The organism is Paraburkholderia terricola (assembly GCF_900142195.1).
Taxonomy (GTDB): Bacteria; Pseudomonadota; Gammaproteobacteria; order Burkholderiales; family Burkholderiaceae; genus Paraburkholderia; species Paraburkholderia terricola.
This window is the reverse complement of sequence record NZ_FRAB01000034.1, coordinates 68,243-75,438: the sequence shown is the minus strand read 5'-3', so window position 1 is coordinate 75,438 and position 7,196 is coordinate 68,243. Positions and strand designations below refer to the sequence as shown.

4 protein-coding genes and 1 rRNA gene are annotated in these 7,196 nt (G+C 60.3%); 3 read left to right on the top strand and 2 right to left on the bottom strand.

Going from position 1 to position 7,196, the window contains the following annotated elements:
* Positions 1-162: 162 nt before the first annotated feature.
* Positions 163-276, top strand: a 5S ribosomal RNA gene (gene rrf / locus BUE39_RS24435).
* Between the two features lie 189 nt (positions 277-465).
* Here the strand turns inward: rrf and BUE39_RS24430 are convergent.
* A complete protein-coding gene (locus BUE39_RS24430) occupies positions 466-1,662 on the bottom strand; it encodes a M20 aminoacylase family protein (RefSeq protein WP_073431296.1) in 1,197 nt (398 codons plus the stop codon).
* A gap of 183 nt (positions 1,663-1,845) precedes the next feature.
* On the opposite strand from BUE39_RS24430, the gene BUE39_RS24425 reads away from it, so the two are divergent.
* Positions 1,846-3,924 carry a molybdopterin-containing oxidoreductase family protein gene (locus BUE39_RS24425; protein WP_073431295.1) on the top strand — a complete coding sequence of 693 codons (2,079 nt, stop codon included), beginning with the start codon at positions 1,846-1,848 and terminating at the stop codon, positions 3,922-3,924.
* A gap of 147 nt (positions 3,925-4,071) precedes the next feature.
* Positions 4,072-5,745, top strand: a complete 1,674-nt coding sequence (locus tag BUE39_RS24420; RefSeq protein ID WP_073431294.1) for a long-chain fatty acid--CoA ligase — start codon at positions 4,072-4,074, stop codon at positions 5,743-5,745.
* Between the two features lie 207 nt (positions 5,746-5,952).
* On the opposite strand, the gene BUE39_RS24415 is transcribed toward BUE39_RS24420, so the two are convergent.
* Complete coding sequence (locus tag BUE39_RS24415) at positions 5,953-7,134, bottom strand: porin (RefSeq protein WP_073431293.1); 1,182 nt, start codon at positions 7,132-7,134, stop codon at positions 5,953-5,955.
* Positions 7,135-7,196 lie beyond the last annotated feature (62 nt).

Sequence of the window (7,196 nt, the reverse complement as noted above, 5' to 3'; positions counted from 1 at the left end):
CAGTGTGTTTCCGGTGGCGCCTCCCCGCGCCGCCCCGCACGGTTGAGATCCGCGTTGTGCCCGATACACTCACCACCCCATTCCCCCTGGTGCGATGCACCAGACACTACTTCTTCCAGATTGGTCGTGTTGACCCCCGCGTCAACCTGACAACAAGTCATGCCTGATGACCATAGCGAGTCGGTACCACCCCTTCCCATCCCGAACAGGACCGTGAAACGACTCCACGCCGATGATAGTGCGGATTGCCCGTGTGAAAGTAGGTAATCGTCAGGCTCCCATGCAGAAACACAGACCCCACCCCACACCGGTGGGGTTTGTGCGTTTACGGCCCCGAAAAATCGCCATGTCCCGCAAAGCGGTGCAAAACCAGAAAGGTCCATACAAAGCCCCGCTCACCGTCTCATGCGCTCGCGAGAGCGAGGAGGCGGCGACAAGAAACCGCCTCACGCCCGCATAATTACCTCATTTTTCTTGCGCAAGAAACCGTTGCGCCAATCGCACCCAGTACGTTGAACCGATTGGCAATAGCTCGTCGTTGAAGTCATAGCTCGCGTTGTGCAGCATGCAAGGGCCAGCACCATGCCCCGAATCCCGGTGGCCACCCTCGCCGTTGCCCAGAAATGCGTAACAGCCCGGTTTCGCCAGCAACATGAAGGAAAAGTCCTCGGCGCCCATCGTCGGTTCGACTGCATCGTCGACATTTTCTGGCCCTACAACCTCTTTCATGACCGCTGCCGCAAAACGCGTCGCTTCGCCGCTGTTGATTGTCGGCGGATAGTTTCGGTGAAACTGGATTTCGACGGAGCAATCATAGGCTTCCGCAGTGCTTTCAGCGATTTTGCGCATACGCGCTTCAATCAGATCCAGTGTTTCGGTGGTAAAAGTGCGTACCGTTCCGGCGATCCACGCAACGTTCGGGACAACGTTGACGGCATCGCCGGCGTGAATCTGGGTAATCGACAAAACCGCGGTGTCAATTGGCTTCTTGTTCCGCGTAATGATGCTCTGCAGACCACTCGCAATCTGCACCGCAGTAAACACCGGGTCGTGTCCGTTGTGCGGTAGCGCCGCATGGGATCCTACGCCCTTGATTTCAATTCGAAATTCGTTACTCGACGCCATGATGGGGCCCTCGGTTACACCAAAGTGGCCCGCTGGCATGCCTGGCCAATTATGGATGCCGAACACGGCGTCTACCGGGAACTTGACGAACAGGCCATCGTCGATCATTGCTTGGGCGCCAGCGCCGCCCTCTTCGGCTGGCTGGAAAATGAACACGATCGTGCCGTCGAACTCGCCGTGACTTGCCAGATGCCGCGCTGCGCCGAGGAGCATCGCAGTATGCCCATCGTGGCCGCATGCATGCATTTTTCCATCGTGTTGCGAGCGATGATCGAAGGCATTCAGTTCCTGAATGGGCAAAGCGTCCATGTCTGCGCGCAGTCCAATCGAGCGCGCACTGTTGCCGCGCTTCAGTACGCCGACTACGCCTGTTTTGCCTAAGCCACGGTGAGCTTCGATGCCCCAGGACTCAAGATTCCTCGCAACCAGGTCTGCTGTTGCTGTCTCTTCATAGCGCAACTCCGGGTGAGCATGGATCGTTCGTCGAAGGGTTTGGATTTCTCCATGAGCGGCTTGAATTTCGGGGATCAGTTTCATGATGGAAGTGATGTTGCGCCTGTGCTTGGGCTTGCGTGGAATCGCTCGGGGCCATGTGGCCCGGGCACGGTGATAACCGATTCTACGCCGAAGGCATTTTTGGAGGCATCGCGAGGCTAAACCGCAATGGACGCTAAAATTCGAGATTGCCTCCACTCACCATTACATTGGACGGGTCGCCCGATGAATGCTCCGACCGAATTCGCTCGCGCCGTGTGTCCACACGATTGCCCCGATACCTGCGCGATGCGCGTGACCGTCGAGGGTGGGCGGGCGATCAAAGTCGTCGGCGACCCGGAGCATCCGCCGACTCAAGGCGCGCTGTGTACCAAAGTCAGCCGCTATGCGGAGCGTGTGCACCATCCGAATCGGCTAACGACCCCAATGAAGCGCGTCGGCCGAAAAGGCGAGGGTCGGTTTGAGCCGATCAGTTGGGACGAGGCGTTGGAATTGGCCGCCGCGCGTCTCTCCGAAATCGCGAGCCGCGCACCGGAAGCAATCCTGCCGTACAGCTACGCCGGCACGATGGGCCTCGTTCAGGGCGATAGCATCGCGCAGCGATTTTTCCACAAGCTGGGCGCATCGCAGCTGGACCGCACCATCTGCGCGGCAGCCGGCGCCGCAGGCTTGAAATACACCTATGGCGCGAGCCTCGGCATGCTGACCGAGTTCTTCTCCGAGAGCGAGGTTATTCTGATTTGGGGCTCCAATCCGATCGCTTCGAACCTGCATTTCTGGACGCGTGCCCAGGAAGCCAAACGCCGCGGCGCGCGCCTGATCGCGATCGATCCGTATCGCTCGCTGACGGCGGAGAAATGTCACCAGCACATCGCGCTGAAACCCGGCACCGACGCCGCCTTGGCGCTCGGCATGATGAACGTGCTGATCACGGAAAACCGGCTCGACCACGCGTACATCGCGGCCCATACGCTAGGTTTTGCCGAACTGAAGGTTCGCGCGCTCAGCTATTCCCCGGCACGAGTTGCCGACATTTGCGGCATCGACGAACAAGTGGTCGTCGACCTCGCGCGCCTTTACGGCAGCACGAGGAAGTCCGCGATCCGAATGAACTACGGCTTGCAAAGGGTCCGCGGCGGCGGCAACGCCGTGCGCGCCATCGCCAGCCTGCCTTCGTTGACAGGCGCATGGCGGGAACGAGCGGGTGGTGCGCTGCTGTCGTCGTCCGGATGGGCGCCTGTCGACTCGCACGCGTTGCAGCGCCCGGACCTGATGCCGGGTTGGCCGACTAAGCCGTCTCGCGTCATCAATATGAATGCGATCGGCGACGCCTTGCTGCACCCGGGCGGCGCCGCGTTCGGGCCTAAAGTCGAGGCAATGATCGTCTACAACTCGAATCCAGTTGCCGTTGCTCCCGACTCGGAGCGAGTCGCGGCGGGCTTTGCGCGCGAGGACCTGTTCACGATCGTGCTGGAGCATTTCCAGACCGACACCGCCGACTACGCCGATTTACTGCTGCCCGCCACGACGCAGCTCGAACACCTCGACGTGCACAAGTCGTATGGGCATACCCACGTGATGGTCAATTTGCCGGCGATCGCTGCGGTTGGCGATGCTCGGCCGAACACCGAGATTTTCCGTGACCTCGCGCGTCGCATGGGCATCGAGGAGCCGGCGCTGTATGAAAGCGACGAAACGGTCGCGCAAGCTGCATTCCGTTGGCAAGACAAAACGCTCGAAGGCGTCGACTGGAATACGCTGAAGCAGACCGGTTGGGCGAAGCTGAACTTGCCCGACGCGCCGTTCGCCGAAGGCGGCTTTCGCACGCCGTCCGGCAAATGCGAGTTCTACAGTGAGCGCCTCGCGCAGCAAGGGCTCGACCCGCTTCCGGATTACTTGCCGCCCTACGAATCGGCCGACGGGGCGCCCGAACTGGCCGCCCGCTATCCGCTTGCGATGATTTCACCGCCCGCCCGCAATTTTCTGAACAGCACCTTCGTGAACATTGAAAGTTTGCGCTCGACGGAAGGCGTGCCGCACCTGGATATTCATCCGGTTGACGCTCGACAGCGAAAAATCGTCGATGGTGATCAGGTACGCATTTTCAACGACCGCGGCTCGATGCAAGCGCGCGCCCGTGTCACCGACAAGGCGCGCGAAGGGCTCGTCGTCGGCCTGTCGATCTGGTGGAAGAAACTCGCGCCGGACGGCCGAAACGCCAACCAGGTGACCAGTCAGGCGCTCACCGATCTGGGTGGGTCGGCAACCTTTTACGACTGTCTCGTCGAAGTCGAGCGGGCCTGAAATACATTCAAATGATTGCGCGAGCCTCGTCCTGAACTGGTTCGAGGCTGCCGTCTAACTATGCCGCTTTTCGCGAATAGTACCGAGGTGCCCATGCTACGATGCGTTTTTAGCACGACCATTCGAAAATAAAGAAGGAGACGCTGCATGGACAAAATCTGGCTGAAATCCTATCCGCCCGGCGTACCCGCAGAGATCGATCCGAGCCGCTATTCGTCAGTCTCGGAACTGCTTGAAGAAGCCTTCCGAGATCATCGCGCGAAACCGGCATTCGTTTGCATGGGGCAGGAGATCAGCTACGGCGAACTCGACGCGCTCTCGCATAAACTCGCCGCATGGTTCCAGTCCAAGGGCCTTGCTCGCGGCGCGCGCATCGCAATCATGATGCCGAACGTGCTGCAATACCCGGTGGCGATTGCCGCGATCCTTCGCGCGGGTTACGTGGTTGTCAACGTGAACCCGCTTTACACCCCGCGTGAACTCGAACATCAGTTGAAGGACAGCGGAGCGGAAGCGATCATCCTGCTCGAAAACTTCGCGGTCACCGTGCAGGCAATCGTCCGCAACACGTCGATCAAGCATATCGTCGTGGCGGCGATGGGTGACCTGATGGGTATCAAGGGCGCGCTGGTCAACTTCGTCGTGCGCCGTGTGAAGAAGATGGTGCCGGCCTGGAGCCTGCCGGGCCACGTCAAATTCAACACCGCAGTCGCGCAAGGCGCCCGCCAAAGCTTCAAGCCAGTCCAGCAAGGTCCCGACGACGTCGCGTTTCTGCAGTACACAGGCGGCACCACCGGCGTGGCCAAGGGCGCGACGCTTCTGCATCGCAATCTGATCGCCAACGTGCTGCAGTCGGAAGTCTGGCTCGATCCGGTTCGCGCGAACCGTGCGGACATCGACCAGTTCATCACTGTTGTCGCGTTGCCGCTCTATCACGTGTTCGCGCTGACGGTGTGCGGCCTGTTGACGATTCGCACCGGCGGCCTCGGCGTGCTGATTCCGAACCCGCGCGACATTGCCGGCATGATCAAGGCGCTGGAAGGCTATCCGATCACGACGATTCCCGCCGTCAACACGCTGTACAACGCGCTTCTGAATAGTCCGGATTTTCATAAGCTCGATTTTTCGAAGCTGATTGCGGCGAACGGAGGCGGCATGGCGGTCCAGGAAGCGGTCGCCAAACGCTGGTACGAGCATACGCATACACCGATCATCGAAGGCTATGGTTTGTCGGAGACGTCGCCCTGCGTCACCTGCAATCCGGTGACGGTCACTGAATACAGTGGGACGATCGGTCTGCCGCTGCCGTCGACGGAAATCTCGATCCGCGACGACGAAAACAACGAAGTCCCGCTCGGCCAGCCGGGCGAAATCTGCATCCGCGGGCCGCAGGTCATGGCGGGTTATTGGAACCGGCCGGACGAAACCGCCAAGGTGATGACCCAGGATGGCTTCTTCAAATCCGGCGACGTCGGCGTCATGAACGAGGGCGGCTTCGTCAAGATCGTCGATCGTAAGAAGGACATGATCCTGGTGTCCGGTTTCAACGTCTATCCGAATGAAGTCGAGGACGTGGTCGCCAAACTGCCCGGCGTATTCGAAGTCGCCGCGGTCGGCGTGCCGGACCAGCATTCCGGCGAAGCGGTGAAGCTGTTCGTCGTGAAGAAAGATCCTGCGCTCACCGACGCGGATGTCTTCGCCTACTGCAAGCAGCAATTGACCGGCTATAAGCGGCCGAAGATCGTCGAATTTCGCGCGGAACTGCCGAAGAGCAACGTGGGCAAGATTCTGCGCCGGGAATTGCGCGACGGCCGGGCGTAGGCCGGACCCGCATACGCTTGGGCCGCAGCGCTAAGTTGCGCCGCAACTCACGCACGGTAGGGCTAAAACGAAAAGCCCGGCACGACGAAAGTCGGCCGGGCTTTTTTCGCGCTGTCGCCGCAAGGCCGGCAATGCCAGTGCAGCGGCGACGGTCACAAAAAAAGGCGCCCGAAGGCGCCTTGAGGCAAACTGCTTTTTTACGACTTATTAGAACTTGTGGCGGATACCAACGCGAGCCGCGAGTTGGTTCTGGTTCGACGAACCCGACAGGCCGTTGATGCCAGCCGTTGCAGCGACCGTGCCGGTGCCTGCTGCATTCAGCACGTCACCCGAGGCGTGTTGGTACACACCAATCACGTACACGTCGGTGCGCTTGGAGAGGAAGTAATCCACGCCGAGCGAGCCTTGGTGGTACTGGGCACGCGATGCGCCTTCGATGGTCGCGCCGCGCGTGTAGTCGTATGCAGCGCCGACCAGCAATGCCGGGGTCAACTGATACTTGAAGTTGATTTCCGCGTTGTTAAACGTAACCGATTGGCCGCGGACCGCCGGCTGCGCGAACGCCACGCCCAGGTTCGAGAAGCGGATGTTCGAGTACGTCAGGCCGACCGTTGCGGCGCCGAACGTGTACGCGCCACCGGCACCAATCACCTGGTACGTGTTCGCCGAGGTGTACGCGCCATAAACCGGCGACGACACAGCCGCGCTAGCAGCCGGCAGCGGCGACTGGCCGCCGTTGTTGAACAGGCCGCCCGAAGCTGCCGGCGTACGTGCGTTCAAGTAACCAACGCCGAGAACGAGGGGACCGTTGTTGTAGCCCGCGCCCAACGACCAGATCTGGTTCTTCGTGACGTCGCCAGCAATACCGCCGAAGCTGTACGTGCCGCCGAACTTGAGGCCGGCGTAGTCGGCGCTCGTGAACTTGACCGTGTTGTTCGTGCGGTATGCGTTGTTGAAGTTGTCGATGTCGCCCGGGTGAGCAGCGATGTAGCCGCCCCACTGGTCGCCGGCTTCCAGCGGACCGACGTAGTCGACGACGGAGTCGTACTGACGACCCAGCGTGACCGTGCCGAACTGGCTCGACAGACCCACATAAGCTTGACGGCCGAACATCAGACCGCCTTGACCCAGCTTGCCGTTGTTCACGTCAAAGCCGTTTTCCAACACGAAGATGGCCTTCAGACCGCCGCCCAGATCTTCCGCACCGCGCAGGCCGAAACGCGAGCCTTGCATGACGCCGCTGGACAGGTTGTACAGGTGCTTGCCACCCGAATTGGTGTTGATGTTGAAGCCTTCGTCAATGATACCGTACAGGGTCACGCTGCTCTGAGCATGAGCGACGCCTGCGAATGCGCCCAGTGCTGCAAGAGCGAGAAGCGACTTTTTCATCGAATGATCTCCAAGAATTACGAATCTTTTGTACAAGGCGAATATTTATGTAGCGTTGAGGC

Excerpts from the sequence above, each read along its gene's own strand:
- BUE39_RS24415 (WP_073431293.1), bottom strand. The coding sequence starts at position 7,134 with ATGAAAAAGTCGCTTCTCGCTCTTGCAGCACTGGGCGCATTCGCAGGC.
- BUE39_RS24430 (WP_073431296.1), bottom strand. The coding sequence starts at position 1,662 with ATGAAACTGATCCCCGAAATTCAAGCCGCTCATGGAGAAATCCAAACC.
- BUE39_RS24420 (WP_073431294.1), top strand. The coding sequence starts at position 4,072 with ATGGACAAAATCTGGCTGAAATCCTATCCGCCCGGCGTACCCGCAGAG.
- BUE39_RS24425 (WP_073431295.1), top strand. The coding sequence starts at position 1,846 with ATGAATGCTCCGACCGAATTCGCTCGCGCCGTGTGTCCACACGATTGC.